The following is a 17,234-nucleotide window of genomic DNA, read 5'->3' as shown; positions in this document are numbered from 1 at the left end:
CGGCGGCGCACATATCCAGCTTTATCCAGCATCGAGGTGTTGTCATGGAAACCACCGCAACGGGGATCGGCGTGCTCATCGCCGTTCTACTGCTCGTCGGTCTGGGGTTGTTGTTCGTCCTCAGCCGAATGTTCCGCAAGGTCGAGCAGGGCAAGGCCCTGATCGTCTCCAAGGCCCGCAAGGTGGACGTCACCTTCACCGGCGCCGTGGTGCTGCCGGTGCTGCACAAGGCCGAGGTCATGGACATCTCGGTGAAGACCATCGACGTGGGCCGCACCGGTCACGACGGGCTGATCTGCCAGGACAACATCCGCGCCGACATCCGCATCACCTTCTTCGTACGGGTCAACAAGACCCGCGAGGACGTGGTGAAGGTGGCGCAGGCCATCGGCACCGCCCGGGCGAGCGACCCGGAGACCCTGCGGGAGCTGTTCGCGGCGAAGTTCTCCGAGGCGCTGAAGACCGTCGGCAAGCAGATGGACTTCCAGGACCTGTACACCAAGCGAGACGAGCTGCGGGACCGGATCATCGCCCTGATCGGCACCGACCTCAACGGCTACAGCCTGGAGGACGCGGCGATCGACTACCTGGAGCAGACGCCGCTCGCCCAGCTGGACAACAACAACATCCTCGACGCGCAGGGCATCCGCAAGATCACCGAGCTGACCGCCATCGAGCACGTGCGGACCAACGAGTACCAGCGCACCGAGGAGAAGGAGATCACCCGGCAGAACGTCGAGGCCCGGGAGGCGGTGCTGGAATTGGAGCGCCGCCAGGCCGACGCGGAGATCAAGCAGCACCGGGAGATCGAGACCGTACGCGCCAAGGAGGAGGCCGAGACCGCCCGGGTGCAGGCCGAGGAGCGGTTGCGGGCACAGGCCGCGCACCTGCGTACCGAGGAGTCCCTGGGCATCCAGGACGAGAACCGCGAGCGTGAGGTCGCCGTCGCCCGCAAGAACCGCGAGCGGGTCATCGCCATCGAGAACGAGCGGATCGAGAAGGACCGCCAGCTGGAGGTCATCGCCCGCGAGCGGGAGACCCAACTGACCCGGATCGCCGCCGACAAGGAGGTCGAGGCCGAGAAGCGGGAGATCGCGGACGTCATCCGGGAGCGGGTGGCCGTGGAGAAGACGGTCGCCGCCCAGGAGGAGGAGATCAAGAAGCTCCGTACGGTCGAGGAGGCCGAACGGGAGCGCCAGGCCCTGATCATCCGCGCCGAGGCGGAGGCCCAGGAGCGGCTGGTTAAGGACATCAAGGCCGCCGAGGCCAGCGAGCAGGCCGCCGAGCACGAGGCCGCCCGCGAGCTGACCATGGCCGAGGCCCGTCGCAAGGCGGCCGACCTGGACGCCCAGTCGGCGATCCGGCTGGCCGAGGGCCAGCGGGCGGAGGCCGCCGCCTCCGGTCTGGCCGAGGCCGAGGTGCAGGAGCGGATGGCGGACGCCATCGAGAAGTCCGGCCACGCCGAGGCGCTGGTGGTCAAGGAGAAGGAACTGGCCCGGGCCGAGGGGCTGAAGGTCAAGCTCAAGGCCGAGGCCGAGGGCCTGACCGACAAGGCCGCGGCGATGGCGGCGCTGGACGCGGCGAGCCGGGAGCACGAGGAGTACCGGCTGCGGCTGGAGGCCGAGAAGGACGTGCGGCTGGCCGGTATCGACGTGCAGCGGCAGGTCGCCGAGGCGCAGGCCGAGGTGCTATCCAAGGGGCTGGAGAACGCCAAGATCGACATCGTCGGCGGGGACGGGGTCTTCTTCGACAAGCTGGTCAACTCCATCGCCCTGGGCAAGGGCATCGACGCCACCGTCGGCCGCTCGGAGACGGTGCAGGCCCTGGCCGGCGACTGGCTGGACAAGGACAACTCCACGTTCACCCGGGACCTGGGCGCCCTGGCGTCCGGGCTGGGCGCCGGTGGGCTGCGGGACGTGACCCTGGCCGGGGCGCTGACCCGGCTGATCGCCTCCGGTGGGCCCCAGTCCGGTGCCCTGGAGGGGCTGTTGGAGACCGCGCGCTCCAAGGGGTTGGCCGACCTCCGGCTGGCGGACGGCGCGTTGCCGGCCCAGCTGAACGGCAAGGAGTGACCGGACGCCGCCTCCGGCGGCGGATGGACCGGCTGTGCGGGGCCGCTCGGGCCACCGCACGGCCGGAGGCCGTCGGCCCGGCGGCGCGGGGGGCGCGGCGGGCCGTCGGGCCGGTCAGGTCGGGAAGGCCGCGGATTCGCAGAGAGTTGAGGACCAGGTGAGCACCCAAGAGCACGACGAGGAACAGCGGCCGGCCCCCGGCGACGGCTCGCCGCAGGGCCTGGACGCCGGGACCTACGAGCTGCTGCGGGACCGACTGGCCGCCCGGTCCCGGGAGTTGGCGCGCCGTGCCGAGGCGCTGAACGAGCGGCGTACCGAGACCTTCGGCTCCACCCGGCTACGGCTGGCCGGCACCGCCCGGATGCACACCCCGCAGCCCTGTGTGCCGCGCGACGTGGCGGCGGTCGGCGGCCGGTTGCTGTTCGGCTACCAGACCCCGGCGGGGCTGACCGACGGCACCGGCGTGGGCGACGTGTTCGCCCTGCACGAGCTGCGCACCGAGGGCTCGGCGCCGGAGTTGGTGGCCGCCGAGGAGGGCACCCTGCCCTCGTTGTTGGAGGACTCGGCGTTCGTCCGGGAGTTCGGGGAGCTGCACCGGTACTTCGCCGGCACCACCCTGCTGAGGCTGCGCACCGTGGACGGCAGGCTGCTGGCGGTCTTCCGCACCGGGCAGCAGGCGCACGAACTGCGGGTGCTGCGCTGGCAGTTGACCACCGACGGCACCCCGCGCTACCTGGACGCCCGAGGCGAGCGGGACCACGTGTACCCGCCCTCGCAGCAGGTGGAGTGGACCGCCGCCACCCGGGACGACCACGTGCTGGGCCGGCACCCCCACGTGGCGGTCGGCGGGGAGCTGTACGTGTCCACCGTGGGGGGCGCGTTGACCGTCAAGACGGTCAACGACACCGAGACGGCCGAGGGCGTCCACAGCGAGCCGGTGGACGAGCCCCTCCAGTCCCTGGCCGACGCGGCCATCGAGCACTCCCGTATCGGGCCGCTGCTGTTGCTGCGGGTGCGCCCGTACAACGAGGAGCGTTGGCGGCACCTGGTGTTCCACACCCGTACCCGCCAGGTGCTGCGGCTGGACGGCATCGGGCAGGCGTGCCTGCGGCTGCCGGACGACCAGGGCATCCTCTTCCCCGGCGGCTACTGCCTGGCCAGCGGGGCGTCCAAGACCTTCGACGCCCCCGGCGAGGAGCTGGAGTTCGAGGGGATGGTGCGCTCGCCCAACGGCGAGGACCTGCTGTACGCCTTCCACGACCGGGCGCGCGGCGGCAGCGTGCTGCTGTCGTACAACGTGATCCGCAAGGACGTCGCCAACCCCATCAGCTGCCAGGGCTACGCGCTGTTCGAGGACGGCGCCCTGGTGGCGCTGCGCGCCACCCCGGACGGCGAGCCCAGCCGGGTGCACACCGCCCAGGTGTGGCAGACGCCGTACGTGTCGGACACCTACGCCGCCGCCCAGCCGCTGGGCACCGGCCCGCTGGAGCGGGTGGGCAACCAGGACCTGGTGCGCGGCATCTCCGACTGCCTGGCCGTCACCCGCACCGTGGTGGAGGCGCGGCCGGCCAGCGAGGTGTTCCAGGCACTCGTCGACTCCTGCGCCCGGATCACCGACCGTTTCCACTGGCTGTCGGACGCCGAACTGGGGGATCTGGCCGAGCCGTTGCACGGGGTGCGGGACACCGCCGCGCAGATGGTGGACGAGTTCACCGCCTACGCCGAGCTGACCCGGCAGGCCGCCGAGGCCCTGGAGACGGCGGATGCGGACCTGACCGCGCTGGTACGGCGCATCCGGGGCGAGTCCCCGCGCAGCGCCGACACCTGGGTGGCCCAGCTGACCGAACTGCGCCGGGCGCAGGGGCACCTGGTGACCCTGCGGGAGATGCGGCACGCGGACACCGACCGTATCGACGAGCTGGCCGAACGCGCCCAGGCGGACCTGGACTCCACCGCGCAGCGGGCGGTGGAGTTCCTCCAGCGGCCGGACGCGTTCCGCGACTACCACCGGGACGTGGAGCGACTGACCGGCCAGGCCGAGGAGTTGGGCACCGCCGTGGAGGCGGAGCCGCTGGCCGAGCGGCTGGACACCCACACCGAGGGCCTCCAGGTGCTGACCGAGATCGTCACCGGGCTGGACATCTCGGACGCCACGGTCCGTACCGCGATCCTGGAGCGGATCGCGGAGGTGTTGGGCGGGGTCAACCGGGCCCGGGCCACCCTGGCCGCCCGACGCCGCGAACTGCTGGACTCCGAGGGCCGGGCGGAGTTCACCGCCGAGATGGCGCTGCTGAGCCAGTCGGTGACCGGCGCCCTGGCGGCGGCCGACACCCCCGAGGCGTGCGAGGAGCGGCTGGCCCGGCTGCTGCTGCAACTGGAGTCACTGGAGTCGCGGTTCTCCGACTCGGACGAGTTCCTGGCCGAACTGGCCGACCAGCGGGCCGACATCCACGAGGCGTTCTCCTCGCGCCAGCAGACCCTGGAGGACGGGCGGGCCCGGCACGCGGAGCGGCTGGCCGCCTCGGCCGGGCGGGTGCTGGAGACCATCCACCGTCGGGCGGCCGGCCTGCCGGACGTGGACGCGGTGCACACCTACTTCGCCTCCGACCCCATGGTGGGCAAGGTCCGGCGTACCGCCGAGGAACTGCGGGGGCTCGGCGACACCGTACGGGCCGAGGAGCTGGAGGGGCGGATCAAGGCCGCCCGGCAGGAGGCCGGCCGGGCGCTGCGCGACCGGAGCGACCTGTACGGCGAGGGCGGCGCCACCCTGCGGCTGGGCCGGCACCGGTTCGCGGTCACCACCCAGTCGCTGGACCTGACCCTGGTGCCGTACGAGGACCGGCTGGCGTTCGCCCTGACCGGTACCGACTACCGCTCGCCGGTCGACGACCCGGAGTTCGAGGGCACCCGGGAGTACTGGGACCGTCACCTGCCCTCCGAGTCCCCGGCGGTGTACCGGGCCGAGCACCTGGCGGCCCGGCTGCTGGACGAGCACGGGGCGCGGGCGCTGCGCGAGGCCGACCTGCCGGAACTGGTGCGCCGAGCCGCCGAGGCCGCCTACGACGAGGGCTACGAGCGCGGGGTGCACGACCAGGACACCGTGGCCGTGCTGGAGGCGCTGCTGCGGCTGCACCAGGACGCCGGGCTGCTCCGGCACCCCCCGGCCGTACGGGCCGCCGCCCAGCTGCTGTGGTCCTACGGCGTACCGGAGGCGGAGCGGGACCACTGGGCCCGCCGGGCCCGTTCGCTCAGCCAGGCCGGGCGGGCCTTCGGGCACGGTCCGGCCCTGGACGGGCCACGGTCCGAACTGGCCGCGCTGGCCCGCGAGTTCGGCACGGATGCGGAGCTGGCGGACCCGGTGGCGGCCTATCTGGTGCGGGAACTGGCCGAGGAGCCGGAGGGCTTCGTGCTGTCGGCCGGGGCGCGCGGGCTGCTGGACAAGTTCCACCAGGCCGTGGCCGACACCGGCTACCGCGAGGACCTGGCGGCCACCGAGGGGCTGGCGGCCCGCCGTCAGCTGGCCGAGGGCTGGCTGGGCGCCTACCGGGAGGCCAGCGGCGAGCAGGGGCCCCCCGGTGACCTGGCGGAGGCGGTGGCGGTGGAGCTGTGCCCCGAGCTGCCCCGCTACGAGGTCGACGCCCCGCTGTCCACCACGGTCCGGGGGCTGCTGGGCACCCATCCCCGGGTGCGGGAGCGGCAGTTGACGGTACGGCTGGACGAGCTGCTGGCCCGCACCGAGCGGTTCCGGTCGGTCGAGGTGCCGGGGTTCCGGGCGTACCAGAAGCGGCGCAACGCGCTGGTGGCGGCGGAGCGGGACCGGCTGCGGCTGTCGGAGTACCGGCCCCGGGTGATGGGTTCCTTCGTCCGCAACCGGCTGCTGGACGAGGTGTACCTGCCGCTGGTGGGCGACAACCTGGCCAAGCAGCTGGGCGCCGCCGGGGACGGCAAGCGGGTGGACAGCAACGGCCTGCTGCTGCTGATCTCCCCGCCCGGCTACGGCAAGACCACGTTGATGGAGTACGTCGCCGACCGGCTGGGCCTGCTGTTCGTCAAGGTCAACGGCCCGGCGCTGGGCCACCAGGTCACCTCCCTGGACCCGGCCGAGGCGCCCAACGCCACGGCACGCCAGGAGGTGGAGAAGATCAACTTCGCCCTGGAGGCCGGCAACAACGTGCTGCTGCACCTGGACGACATCCAGCACACCTCCCCCGAGCTGCTCCAGCGCTTCATCTCGCTGTGCGACGCGCAGCGTCGGATGGAGGGGGTGTGGAACGGCCGTACCCGCACCTACGACCTGCGGGGCAAGCGGTTCGCGGTGTCCATGGGCGGCAACCCCTACACCGAGTCCGGGCAGCGCTTCCGCATCCCGGACATGCTGGCCAACCGTGCGGACGTGTGGAACCTGGGCGACGTGCTCACCGGCAAGGAGGACGCGTTCGCGCTGAGCTTCGTGGAGAACGCGCTGACCTCGCACCCGGTGCTCGCCCCCCTGGCGTCCCGGGAACGGGCGGACCTGGAGCTGCTGTTGCGGATGGCGGAGGGGGACGAGTCGGCCCGCTCCGAGGAGTTGTCGCACCCCTACGGTCAGGCGGAACTGGACAAGGTGCTGGCGGTGCTGCGGCACCTGCGGACCGCCCGGGACACCGTGCTGACCGTCAACCGCGCCTACATCGCCTCGGCCGCCCAGAGCGCCGGCAGCCGTACCGAGCCGCCGTTCCAACTCCAGGGCTCCTACCGGGACATGAACAAGATCACCGAGCGGATCTCGCCGGCCATGAACGAGGCCGAGCTGTCCGCCGCGATCGACGACCACTACACCAGCGAGGCCCAGACGCTGACCACCGGCGCCGAGGCCAACCTGCTGAAGCTGGCCGAACTGCGGGGCCGGCTGCACGGGGCGGACGCCGAACGCTGGGCGGAGGTCAAACGGGCGTACGTGCGCACCCAGACCCTGGGCGGCGCCGAGGACGACCCGGCCACCCGGGCGGTGGCGGCCCTGGGACTGCTGGCCGACCGGATCGCCGCGATCGAGACGGCCATCAACCGGGTCACCCGGACGCCGGCGCACGGCAACGGCCGGCACGCCTCACGGTCGGCGCCCGGAGGGGAACCCGAGCCGGACGGGCACCACGGTTCCTGGTCGAACTCCGCTGACCACCAGGGGAGTTGAGCCCCCGGGCTCCGCACACGAAGTGGTGGGCACCCACCCCCCTGAGGGGTGGGTGCCCACCACTTCGTGAGCCCGGTCCGTTCCGCCCCGTCAGGGGGCGAGCTGGTCCAGGATGGCGTAGAGGTCGTCGATGGACCCCAGGGACGCGGCCTTGTCCGGCGCGTACCTGGCGGTGGTGTCCCATCCGGTGCCGTAGCACCAGCTGAGGCTGTCATCGATGCACTCGGCCTTCACCTGGGGCGACTGCAGGGTGAAGCCCACCCCGTGGTTGCGCAGCAGCCACGAGTTGCGGAAGTCCCCGGTGGCGTTGGTGATCACCTCGTACCCGTCGGTGCCGGCCGGGTAGCCGGCGTAGCTGGCGGTGTGCTCCAGCACCTGTTGGGCGGTCTGCCCCGGGTAGAGGCGTTCGGCGACCTCCTCGACCCGGGCGTGGTCGTAGTTGGGTTCCTGGACGGCGGAGACCCCGACCTGCCAGCAGCACTGGGGCGCGCAGGAGGCCAGCGGGTCCAGCCTCTCGTTGTCGCAGTGCGAGTAGGAGTGCGGGTTCTCCAGTCCGAGCACGCCCTCCTTGAGCGTCCACCAGGTGACCCGGGCGGCGGCCGTCAGCCGGCTGTCCCGGTCACCCTCCAGCCGGGGCACCGTGTTGTCGGCGATCCAGCGGACGTTGGCCTCCTCGGTCTGGGTGAGCTGGTGGCCGTTGACCACCAGTCCCTCCCGGGGTGCGGCCGAGGCGGCCGGCGCCAGCGCGGTCAGCACCGCCAGTGCGGCGGCCACCACGGCGACCACCAGGGCGGCCAGCGGTCCGGCCGTGGGGCGGGTGCGCATCGTCATCCCTCCAACCCCGGTCACGGTCAGTCGCCGGGCGGGGAGACGTGCGCGTACACGTTCTCCGGCTCGTGGGTGGTGGCGTTGTCCGGGAAGTACGGGCCGACCCGGGTCACGGCGTCGCTGTAGTTGCCGTCGATGGACTCGACGCTGCCGTCCTCGTGCACGGCGACCACGATGCCCACGTGGCGGCCGGTGTCGGAGTTCTCCGGTCCGGTGCCGAACAGGATGCCGTCGCCGACCTTGATGTTGGAGCTGCCGTCCTGGGTGAGCCCGCGCTCCTTGCCCCAGTAGTAGAAGTCCCCGGTGAAGTGGGTGTCGTTCATGTCCTCGACACCGGCGTTACGCCAGACCCAGTTCACGAAGTACTGGCACCAGTCGTGGTCGACCGGGGCCCCGTACTTGCTCTTGTCGGTCAGCCCGACCTCGCCCTTGGCGATCTGGACGATCCGCTCCCGCATGGTGCCGTCCGGCGGCGGGGTGTCCTCGCACAGCGGCAGGTCGGGGTGGCGGCCGTCGTGGCCGGGGGTGGCCAGGTAGTAGTCGGAGGCGTAGCCCCCGTGGGCCGGGATGTAGTCCCAGTACTTGTTGCCCGACACGTCGTCGCTGGCGACCTGGCACTCGATCTGCACGCTGGTGCCCTCGGCCAACCGCTTGACCTCGGGGCCGGACTTGCCGGCCTTGCTGCGCACGATCAGGTTCTCGCCGCCGGTGTTGGCGACGGTGGCGGTCACGCTGGCCTTGGCCTTGGACGCGCTCGTGGAGGGGGCCTTGGTGGGGGTGGCGGCGTGGGCCGGGCTGGTGAGGCCCAGGGCGCAGGCCCCGGTCAGCAGCACGGTGACCGAGGCGGTGCCCAGCCGTCTCGCCCTGTTTTTCGCGTTCATGACAATCCCTTCGCCATGAGGGGCGCGTGAAGTGGCGCCTCGTTGGGGGGAGTTACGTTAAGGGATTATCCGAACTCGTATCAAGTACTGCGAGCTGGTACTATCCCAAACCGGCCAAGGGGAGGGTGAGAGTGCGCGAAGGGGACCAGGGCGAGGACACCGCCGGGGGCACCGCCAGGAGCACCGCCCCACACCAGCGAGCCACCCACACCGCCGACGACACCGACGAGTTGGTCCGCCACTGGTCCGAGGCGGTCCCCGAGATCGACCCCCGAGTGGAGCGCGTCGTGGACCGGCTGATGATCAGCGCCAAGTACCTGGAACAGCTCGCCGCCCGCCTGTCGGCGCCCCACGAACTCCAGTACGCCGACTACGAGATACTCGCCCGGCTCTACTGGATCGGCCCCCCGCACCGGCTGCGCCCCTCCCAACTGGCCGCCGGCACCCTGGCCCCGCCCACCAGCATCACCAGCCGGCTGGACCGGCTCCAGCGACGCGGAATGCTGCGACGGGTGTCCGACCCCAAGGACCGCCGGGTCCTGGCCGCCGAACTCACCGACGAGGGCCGCGCCCTCTTCGAGCGGATCGTCGCCGAACAGGCCACCGAGGAACGCGCCCTGTTCGAGCAGCTGGACGACGACCAACTCCACGCCCTGGACACCGGGTTGCGCGCCCTGATGGGCGTCCTCCACGAACGGCTGGGCCCCGCCCCGCGCCGCATCAACCTGGCGCTGTCCCAGACCAGCTCGCGCGAGAGCTGACCTCCGGGCTCCCACCCCCGCTCCCCCCTCCTCACCCGCCGCCCGGCCGGCCTCCCCACCTCGGGAAACCCGCCTCCGGGAAACCGCCGTGAACCCCCTCGCCGTCTCGTGCGGAGTACGGGGTGACCGGACGGCGATGAGCCGCCCGGCGGCGATGAGGAAACGGAGCCCGATGTGACAGCGCCCTCCCCGGCGGAGAGTCGACTGGAACCAGACCGGACACTGGTCCACGCGTCACTGACCGACCCGGAACGCTTCGCCGAGCTGTACGACCGCCACGCGTCCGACATCCACCGGTACATCGCCCGGCGGCTGGGAGCCGAGGTGGCCGACGACCTGGTGGCCGAGACCTTCCTGGCCGCCTTCCGCCGTCGGGACCGCTTCGACCCCCGCCGTGGGGAGGCCCGCCCGTGGCTGTACGGCATCGCCAGCAAGCTGGTCGCCGGCCACCGTCGCTTCGAGGTACGGCAGTACCGGCTCCTGGCCAGGACCGCCCACGACCCGGTCGCCGAGGACCACCGCGACCGTGCCGACGACCGGGTCGCCGCGGCGGCGGTCACCCGCCAACTGGCGGCGGCCCTGGCCCGGTTGTCCAAGGGAGACCGGGACGTACTGCTGCTGATCGCCTGGGAGTCCCTCACCTACGAGGAAGTGGCCCAGGCCCTGGACATCCCGGTGGGCACCGTGCGTTCACGACTGAACCGGGCACGCAAGAAGGTTCGGAAGGCGCTCGGTGGGGTCGACCCGACCGACGCGGGCGAGGAGTTGCCACGTGGATGAGATGGAACAGCTCGCACGGATGCGTTCCGGGGTGCCACGTCCCGGCGCCCAGCGTCTGGCCGCCGGCAGGGAACGGCTTCGGGCCGCGATCGACGAGGAGGGCGACCAGGCGACGACCTCGGCGTTCTCCCGCCAGACCCCGAAGGGAAACCCGATGTACCGCACCGACGACCCCACCCCCGAACGGCGCCCTGGACTGTTCGCCCGCCACCCGGCCCTGACCGTGGTGCTCGCCACGGCCGCCACCGTCGCGGTGGTCACCACCGGGGTGGTGGCCCTGGACCAGGGCGCCGGAGACGGGGACGGCAAGCGGAACGACCGCTCCCTCGGAGACGTCAGCCCCGAGAAGGTGCTCAACGAGGCCGCCCGCCAGGAACGCGAGGCGAACAGGACGGTGGCCCCCCGCAACGACCAGTTCATCTACACCCGCGAGTACATCAAGGAGATCGAGCGGGAAAGCGGGCGCGAGAAGGTCTACAAGGACGAGAACTGGATCTCGGTGGACGGGTCCCGGCGCTCCTGGGTGATGGAGATCGGCCACGGCTGGTGGGCGGGCCCCGACAAGGACAAGGAGAACGAGGAGTCCTGGCCCCCCAGGGACTGGCCCACCCTCAGGAAGCTCCCCACCGACCCGGAGAAACTGATCTTCGAGGTCCGCCTCCCCACCTCCCGCCCGGGCAAGAACGAGACCCTGAAGGACATCACCCGCCACGAGTGGTCGATGGTCTACTTCAAGCTGGCCGGCCTCCTCCACCGCGTCCCGGTACTGCCCGAGGGACTGCGGTCGGCGGCCTTCGAGGCCCTCAGCCTGGTCCCCGGCATCGCCCTGAAGAAGAACGTCAAGGACGCCAAGGGGCGGGCCGGCGTCGCCATCTCGAACCAGGCCAAGGGCACCTTCCAACGGAGCCAGTGGCTGATCTTCGACCGGAAGACCCACCGCTTCCTGGGCTTCCGCGACACCCGCACCTCCCTCAAGGGCAAGAAGACCTACACCCAACTGTCCTCCCTGGACAGTTACGCCGTGGTCGACGAGGCCAAGCAACGCCCCTCCTCGTCCTCCCCCTCGCCCACCACCACCTCCGACCCGGCGCCGCCGTCCCCCACCTCGAAGCGGTAGCCCCCCGGACCCGGCGGTGACCACAGCACACGGGGGCTGTGGTCACCGCCGTACCCTCCCACCCCCACGACCAGGGCCACGGCCAGCCACCCCGGCGCCCCCGAGAACCCCCACCCGAACCCCCCACCCCCACAGGGCGGTTACGGCAACGTCCCCGGGCCCCACAGGCGACTCCGCCCCGGGCCAGCTGGCGTTGACCATGAGCAGGCCCACCCCCACCCACCGACGTGACCCCCGACCCGGAGACGACCCACGCCAAGCCCCCTCCCCCGGCCCAACACATCCACCCGGCACCCGGCCCACCCCCACAACGGCATCAACTCCCCCACCCCACACGCGAGTCCGCCCCCGAACGGTCGCCGGACAGCGCCCGGACCGACGGGCCGCACAGCAACGCCACCCCCTGGGCGCCCGCCGCGCACCACAGCGCGCCCCACGGTGACCAGCCGCCCAACGGTCCACCCACGGCCACCCCCAGGGCGAACCCACTGACCTTCACACTGGCTCCGGTGGTGAAGATCTGACCCCGCAACCGTTCCGGCGCCTCCCGATGGCGTACCGCGAACAGCGCGGTCAACTGGGCCCCCTCGCCCACCCCCAGCAGCACCCCGGCACACCACAGCCCCGGCACCCACCCCATCGCCGCCAGCCCGCAGGCCAGGCCCATCAGAGCGGTACCCCGGCACAGCAACGCCTCGGGCCCCCACACCCCCGGCCAACGGGACAACGCCGCCCCCACCGCCAGGGCCCCCACCGAGGCGGCGACCAGCAGGAAGGGACCACGGTCCGCCCGGCCCCACACGGCCAACCCCAGCAGCGGCACCACACTCACCAGCACCCCCAGGCCCACATGGGAGACGGCCGTCATCACCGTCGCCCGCCACAGCGGACGGCTCCGCCCGATGGCCCGGAACCCCTCCCCCAACTCCCGCCGGAGCGACGGACGATGCGGTGCCCGGAGGGGCAGCGGCACCCCGACGCCCCCGCCGTCCCCCACACCGACCGACGGCACGGCGGACGGCAGGGACCACGCCAGCGGTACGGCCACCCCCAGCAGTACGACGGCCACCACCACCCCGGCCGAGGCACCCGCCACACCCGCCACCAGCCCCGCCAACCCCGGCCCCACCAGGGTGGCCAACTGGAAGGTCATCGCGTCCCAGGCGTTGGCCCGGGACAGCCAGCGCCCCGCCACCCGGGGCAGCTGGGAGGTCCAGCCCCCGGTGAGCGCCGGCCCCAGCAACCCCGCCACCACCGCGACCGCCACCACACAGGGCAGCGGCACCCGGGACAGCGACAGCAACACCACCACCAGCCCGCACCCGTAGAGGGCCAGCGCCACGGCCAACAGCCGCCCCGGGCGGGCGGACCGGTCCAACAGCGCGCCGAACAGCGGCCCCCCGACGGCCGCCGAGGCGGTCAGCCCCGCCAGCAAGGCCGACCCCGAGGCGGCCGAGCCCGTCCACGCCAGCCCGGTGAGCAGCAACGCCGGCCCGGACAGCTCGTCCCCGACCCGTGCGACGGCCGCGCCCGACAGATAGCGGGCCAGCCTTCCTCGTTCGCCCATCCCGGCACCGTAGAGAGGTAACCCAAAACCACGCCATGAGCGTTACAGTCGCCGCATGAGAGTCCCCCGTGGCCACGCCGAACTGTCCGTGGTCGCCATGGCACGCCGCACCGTCGACCTGCTCAACACCCTCCACCCCGGCGAACCGCCCGAACCCCCGGACACCGAGCGGCTGGAACGGGTGGTCGCGGTGCTCCGGGAGTACGGCGACCCCGACCCCGTCGACCTGGACCAGGCCGACCTGCGACGCCTCACCACGGTCGCCCCCACGGTCCGCCGGGTCTTCACCGCCACCGACCCCGACAGCGCCGCCGAGGCCGTCAACTCCCTGCTGGCCCAGGGCACCGGACCCCTGCGGCTCAGCTCCCACCACGGCCGCACCCCCTGGCACCCCCACCTGGACGGCGACGACGACGCCCCCTGGCACGAGTGGTTCCTCGCCTCCTCCGGGCTGGCCCTCGCCGTACTGCTGTGGGACCGGCAACGCCCACCGGGCGGCACCTGCTCCGCCCCCGGCTGCTCCCGGGTCTTCCTCGCCCAGGGCAGCGGGCCCACCCGCCGCTACTGCTCCCGACGCTGCGCCACCCGGGTACGGGTCGCCGCCCACCGGGCCCGGGCCCGCTGACCCCGCCCGGCTGGTCAGGCGGGTCCGCGACCAGCCCGCCGACCGGGGGCGGCCACATAGGGCTCCGACGCGGGGACCTGGCCGACGGTACGACGAGGGGCCCCGGTACGCGGATCTCGTACCGGGGCCCCTCGGTCGTCGTCACCCCGCCCGGCGGTCCCGGGTCGTGCCGGGCCGGTCAGGGGTGGGGGTTCAGCGGGCCATGATCAGGCTCATCGCCTCGGAACGGGTGGCCGCCCCCCTCAACTGCCCCCGTACGGCCGAGGTGAGGGTCTTGGCGCCCGGCTTCCGCACCCCGCGCATGGTCATGCACATGTGCTCGCACTCCACGACCACGATCACCCCGCGCGGTTCCAGTATCCGCATCAACGAGTCGGCGACCTGGGTGGTCAGCCGCTCCTGTACCTGCGGGCGACGGGCGTACACGTCCACCAGCCGGGCCAGCTTGGACAGTCCGGTGATCTTCCCACTGGAGGACGGGATGTAGCCGATGTGGGCCACCCCCACGAAGGGGACCAGGTGGTGTTCGCAGGAGGACATCACCTCGATGTCCTTCACCAGGACCATCTCGTCGTGTCCGAGGTCGAAGGTGGTGGTCAGTACGTCCTCGGGGCGTTGCCGCAGCCCGGCGAAGATCTCCCGGTAGGCACGGGCGACCCGGGCGGGCGTCTCGCGGAGGCCCTCCCGGTCCGGGTCCTCGCCGACGGCGATCAGGAGTTCCCGGATGGCGGACTCCGCCCGCTTCTCGTCGAACTCCCCCGGGGGTTCGGTGCCCTCCAGCGTTACCGGATCGATCATCAGTGCCTCGTTCCTCACCTGCGCGCTAGGCGCCCCTGCCCCTGCGCGCGGCGGTGGCGGCGGCCGGAGCCGGGGCTCGTGTCCGTGCGCACCCGGCCCCCGTGCCGGTGAGCTGCCGTCGCCGACCCGACGACGGGTGGTGCGCTGGGCAGGACGTACCGCCTGCCCATACGAAGGGGCCGTGCCCCACTGGCGAGTAAACCAGAGGGCCGCTGGCCGCATTCCGTGGGCCGGGGTGACGTTGGCCTCAACGCCTGGTCGCCGGTACCCGCCCCTTGCGGGGGGGGTACCGGCGACCAGGTGTGAGTCCGAACCGTTCCCGGCTGCTGTCGGTCAGCTCTCGGAGCGCGGCTCCTCGGGCAGCTGCACCGTCTCGGTCGGGCCGATCTCCTTGCCCGGGGCGGCCTCGACCGCCGGGGAGGACCCGTTGGTGAGGGTCAGCTCCTTGGGCGAGGAGACCGGGGGCCGGGTGGAGGGGGTGCGGCGGGCGGAGCCGGTCCAGGCGGGCCGGTTGGGGCGCTTGACGACGGGCCTGAAGACCTCGGCGATCTCCTCCTTGCCCAGCGTCTCCTTCTCCAGCAGGGCCAGCACCAGGTCGTCGAGGACGTCGCGGTTCTCCACCAGGATTTCCCAGGCTTCGTTGTGCGCCGTCTCGATCAGCTTCTTGACCTCCTCGTCCACCAGCCCGGCGACCTCCTCGGAGTAGTCGCGCTGGTGGCCCATCTCCTTGCCCAGGAAGGGCTCGGAGTTGTCGGAGCCGAACTTGATGGCACCCAGCCGCTCGGTCATGCCGTACTGGGTGACCATGGCCCGGGCGGTGGCGGTGGCCTTCTCGATGTCGTTGGCCGCGCCGGTGGTCGGGTCGTGGAAGACCAGTTCCTCCGCCGCGCGCCCGCCGAGCATGTAGGCGAGCTGGTCGAGCATCTCGTTGCGGGTGGTGGAGTACTTGTCCTCGTCCGGCAGCACCATGGTGTATCCGAGGGCGCGGCCCCGGGACAGGATGGTGATCTTGTGGACGGGGTCGGAGTTGGGTGAGGCCGCCGCGACCAGGGCGTGTCCGCCCTCGTGGTACGCGGTGATCTTCTTCTCCTTGTCGCTCATGATCCGGGTGCGCTTCTGCGGTCCGGCCACGACGCGGTCGATCGCCTCGTCCAGGAACTTGTTGTTGATCAGCTTCTCGTCGCTGCGGGCGGTGAGCAGGGCGGCCTCGTTGAGGACGTTGCTCAGGTCCGCGCCGGTGAAGCCGGGCGTACGGCGGGCCACCGCGCCGAGGTCGACGTCCGAGGCGACGGGCTTGCCCTTCTGGTGGACCTGGAGGATCTCCAGCCGGCCCTGCATGTCGGGGCGGTCGACGGCGATCTGCCGGTCGAAACGTCCCGGGCGCAGCAGCGCCGGGTCGAGGATGTCGGGGCGGTTGGTGGCGGCGATGAGGATGACGCCGCCCTTGACGTCGAAGCCGTCCATCTCGACCAGCAGCTGGTTCAGCGTCTGCTCGCGTTCGTCGTGGCCGCCGCCCATGCCGGCGCCACGGTGGCGGCCGACGGCGTCGATCTCGTCGACGAAGACGATGGCCGGGGCGTTGGCCTTGGCCTGCTCGAACAGGTCGCGCACCCGGCTGGCGCCGACACCGACGAACATCTCCACGAAGTCGGAACCGGAGATGGAGTAGAAGGGGACGCCGGCCTCGCCGGCCACCGCGCGGGCGAGCAGGGTCTTACCCGTACCGGGGGGGCCGTAGAGCAGGACGCCCTTGGGGATCTTGGCCCCGACCGCCTGGAACTTGGCGGGTTCCTGGAGGAACTCCTTGATCTCCTGGAGTTCCTCGACCGCCTCGTCGGAGCCGGCCACGTCGGTGAAGGTGGTCTTGGGGGTGTCCTTGGTGATGAGCTTGGCCTTGGACTTCCCGAAGTTCATCACTCGGGAGCCGCCGCCCTGCATCTGGTTCATCAGGAACAGGAACACCACGATGATCAGCAGGAACGGCAGCAGGGAGAGCAGCATCCCGACGAAGGGGTTCTGCTTCTGCGGCGCGACGGTGTACCCCTTGCTGATCTCCTTGGGGTACTTCTCCTGCAGCTTGTCGGCGAGCTTGGCGCCCTGGTTGCCGATGTAGCTGGCCTTGATCTTGTCGCTGTCCTCGACCTTGGCGCCGTCCTTGAGCTCGACCTTGATGGTCTGCTCGTCGCCGGTGGTCAGCTCCGCCGACTTGACCTTGTTCTGATCGATCGCCCTGATGACCTGACCGGTGTCCACCGTCTTGTAGCCGCCGGACTGACCGACGAACTGCATCAACACGACCACGGCGAGGACGGCCAGCATGATCCACATGACCGGCCCACGGAAGTATCGCTTCACGTCCATCCATACGGAGCGGTGTACGCCCCGTCCCTCCTGCCACAGTGAGGCACGTCAGCCGCCTTGCGGCCTCGGTGCGTAACGGTGTTCTTTCTCGGTCTTATCGAAGTCTGTCCGGGCTCCGCGCCCTCGGCGTCCCGAAGGAACACCCGCTCCCGGGGAGCGTGGTGTCCCGCTGTTCGGTCGGCCACGGCACGGCGGGAACCGCGCGCGGAACCCCTGACCTTCGGACGGTACCCCAGCATCGTTGCTCGGCGCGTACGAGGTCGAGGATCCGTTG

11 protein-coding genes are annotated in these 17,234 nt (G+C 71.8%); 6 read left to right on the top strand and 5 right to left on the bottom strand.

Features of this window, described 5'->3' with window-relative positions:
• Window positions 1-44 precede the first annotated feature (44 nt).
• Window positions 45-2,072 carry a flotillin family protein gene (locus ABZT14_RS13570; protein WP_356300852.1) on the top strand — a complete coding sequence of 676 codons (2,028 nt, stop codon included), beginning with the start codon at window positions 45-47 and terminating at the stop codon, window positions 2,070-2,072.
• 220 nt (window positions 2,073-2,292) lie between these two features.
• Window positions 2,293-7,242 carry a DNA repair ATPase gene (locus ABZT14_RS13565; protein WP_356301264.1) on the top strand — a complete coding sequence of 1,650 codons (4,950 nt, stop codon included), beginning with the start codon at window positions 2,293-2,295 and terminating at the stop codon, window positions 7,240-7,242.
• 90 nt (window positions 7,243-7,332) lie between these two features.
• Here the strand turns inward: ABZT14_RS13565 and ABZT14_RS13560 are convergent, their stop codons facing one another.
• Window positions 7,333-8,073: a hypothetical protein gene (locus tag ABZT14_RS13560; protein WP_356300849.1), complete on the bottom strand. Its 741-nt coding sequence runs from the start codon at window positions 8,071-8,073 to the stop codon at window positions 7,333-7,335.
• Between the two features lie 20 nt (window positions 8,074-8,093).
• On the bottom strand, window positions 8,094-8,951 hold the full coding sequence (locus ABZT14_RS13555; protein WP_356300846.1) for a CHAP domain-containing protein: 858 nt from the start codon (window positions 8,949-8,951) through the stop codon (window positions 8,094-8,096).
• Window positions 8,952-9,082: 131 nt separating this feature from the next.
• On the opposite strand from ABZT14_RS13555, the gene ABZT14_RS13550 reads away from it, so the two are divergent.
• From ABZT14_RS13550 to ABZT14_RS13540, 3 genes are all read left to right on the top strand, one after another.
• Window positions 9,083-9,712, top strand: coding sequence for a MarR family transcriptional regulator (locus tag ABZT14_RS13550; RefSeq protein WP_356300843.1), 630 nt, complete (start codon window positions 9,083-9,085; stop codon window positions 9,710-9,712).
• A 174-nt stretch (window positions 9,713-9,886) separates the two neighbouring features.
• A complete protein-coding gene (locus ABZT14_RS13545; RefSeq protein ID WP_356300841.1) occupies window positions 9,887-10,492 on the top strand; it encodes an RNA polymerase sigma factor in 606 nt (201 codons plus the stop codon).
• A gap of 1 nt (window position 10,493) precedes the next feature.
• Complete coding sequence (locus ABZT14_RS13540) at window positions 10,494-11,609, top strand: CU044_5270 family protein (protein ID WP_356301261.1); 1,116 nt, start codon at window positions 10,494-10,496, stop codon at window positions 11,607-11,609.
• 316 nt (window positions 11,610-11,925) lie between these two features.
• Here ABZT14_RS13540 and ABZT14_RS13535 read toward each other — a convergent pair whose 3' ends face one another.
• A complete protein-coding gene (locus tag ABZT14_RS13535) occupies window positions 11,926-13,176 on the bottom strand; it encodes an MFS transporter (RefSeq protein ID WP_356300839.1) in 1,251 nt (416 codons plus the stop codon).
• 55 nt (window positions 13,177-13,231) lie between these two features.
• Here ABZT14_RS13535 and ABZT14_RS13530 point away from each other — a divergent pair, with 55 nt between their 5' ends.
• Window positions 13,232-13,801: a CGNR zinc finger domain-containing protein gene (locus tag ABZT14_RS13530; protein WP_356300836.1), complete on the top strand. Its 570-nt coding sequence runs from the start codon at window positions 13,232-13,234 to the stop codon at window positions 13,799-13,801.
• Window positions 13,802-13,993: 192 nt separating this feature from the next.
• Here ABZT14_RS13530 and folE read toward each other — a convergent pair whose 3' ends face one another.
• The gene (gene folE, locus ABZT14_RS13525) at window positions 13,994-14,599 is read right to left on the bottom strand and encodes a GTP cyclohydrolase I FolE (RefSeq protein WP_356300834.1); all 606 of its coding nucleotides are present in this window, start codon (window positions 14,597-14,599) and stop codon (window positions 13,994-13,996) included.
• Between the two features lie 333 nt (window positions 14,600-14,932).
• Window positions 14,933-16,960 carry an ATP-dependent zinc metalloprotease FtsH gene (gene ftsH / locus ABZT14_RS13520; protein ID WP_356300832.1) on the bottom strand — a complete coding sequence of 676 codons (2,028 nt, stop codon included), beginning with the start codon at window positions 16,958-16,960 and terminating at the stop codon, window positions 14,933-14,935.
• Between the last annotated feature and the right edge of the window lie 274 nt (window positions 16,961-17,234).

The sequence above is a fragment of the Streptomyces sp. NPDC005438 genome, from assembly GCF_040606315.1.
Classification (GTDB): Bacteria; Actinomycetota; Actinomycetes; order Streptomycetales; family Streptomycetaceae; genus Streptomyces.
Note: the sequence above shows the minus strand (reverse complement) of the source record. Positions and strands in the feature narration are given on the sequence as shown.

Bases quoted from the DNA above. Each gene is read 5' to 3' on its own strand.
- folE (WP_356300834.1), bottom strand. From the start codon at position 14,599: ATGATCGATCCGGTAACGCTGGAGGGCACCGAACCCCCGGGGGAGTTC.
- ABZT14_RS13535 (WP_356300839.1), bottom strand. From the start codon at position 13,176: ATGGGCGAACGAGGAAGGCTGGCCCGCTATCTGTCGGGCGCGGCCGTC.
- ABZT14_RS13555 (WP_356300846.1), bottom strand. From the start codon at position 8,951: ATGAACGCGAAAAACAGGGCGAGACGGCTGGGCACCGCCTCGGTCACC.
- ABZT14_RS13530 (WP_356300836.1), top strand. From the start codon at position 13,232: ATGAGAGTCCCCCGTGGCCACGCCGAACTGTCCGTGGTCGCCATGGCA.
- ftsH (WP_356300832.1), bottom strand. From the start codon at position 16,960: ATGGACGTGAAGCGATACTTCCGTGGGCCGGTCATGTGGATCATGCTG.
- ABZT14_RS13540 (WP_356301261.1), top strand. From the start codon at position 10,494: ATGGAACAGCTCGCACGGATGCGTTCCGGGGTGCCACGTCCCGGCGCC.
- ABZT14_RS13570 (WP_356300852.1), top strand. From the start codon at position 45: ATGGAAACCACCGCAACGGGGATCGGCGTGCTCATCGCCGTTCTACTG.
- ABZT14_RS13560 (WP_356300849.1), bottom strand. From the start codon at position 8,073: ATGACGATGCGCACCCGCCCCACGGCCGGACCGCTGGCCGCCCTGGTG.